Below are 731 nucleotides of genomic sequence, written 5' to 3'. Positions count from 1 at the left end.
CGAATACTGCCCAATTAGCCGTCAATTCATGAAGCAGTCGATCGAAGAACCTCCCCCGAAGAGGGCTCCGATCGCGGTCGAGTTCCGCGCTCGCAAAACCGGTCACCCACCAGGACTCACGGGCGCAGCCCGAACACGCCGTGCCACAGAGCGCTGAAAAAGTCCCTATGCACGTGTTCGTCACTCCTTCGCGCGTCGCTCTTTGGCGCCGGTGTCGCCCTCTTCTCGCATTGCGGCATCTGCTCATCACGCTGCCCGTCCCGCGATGCGCTCGGCTGGCGCGACGCATGCAGCTCGACCACGCCGCCGGCAATGCGCTCGGCGAGTTGAACATCGCAATCACGGCCGAGCAGAACACCGAACACGACGTCGCGGTTGTGCCCTTGTTCGGCGAAGCGCATCGCCCATGCCACGAACCGCGCGTATTCCGCTTCGCGCTCCGCCTTCAAGCGCTCCTCTTCTTCGCGAAGCCGTGCGTGACGGAGCATTTCCTCTGCGAAAACGGTGTCATAGACGCGGCGCAGCTCCGGGTCCGAGAGAATCGCGTATGCCTCCTTGATCTCCTGAAATCGCGCATGCGCGTCCGCTTCGCCCCCGACGTTGCGGTCGGGATGCGCTTTCATCGCTGCCTTTCGGTAGCTGCGCTTGATTTCCTCGTTGGTGGCGTTCTCGCACACACCGAGCAATTCATACATTGTCGTCATTGTGCGTCGGGATGAAAGTCGGATCGC

At 62.0% G+C, this 731-nt stretch carries 1 protein-coding gene; it reads right to left on the bottom strand.

Annotated features, from left to right (window positions below):
• Positions 1-116 precede the first annotated feature (116 nt).
• Positions 117-704: a J domain-containing protein gene (locus DIE15_RS36645; protein WP_260428456.1), complete on the bottom strand. Its 588-nt coding sequence runs from the start codon at positions 702-704 to the stop codon at positions 117-119.
• Positions 705-731 lie beyond the last annotated feature (27 nt).

The sequence above is a fragment of the Burkholderia sp. Bp9031 genome, assembly GCF_003857965.1.
Lineage (GTDB): Bacteria > Pseudomonadota > Gammaproteobacteria > Burkholderiales > Burkholderiaceae > Burkholderia > Burkholderia ambifaria_A.
The sequence above is the reverse complement of the archived record's forward strand: the minus strand, read 5'-3'. Positions and strand labels throughout refer to the sequence as shown.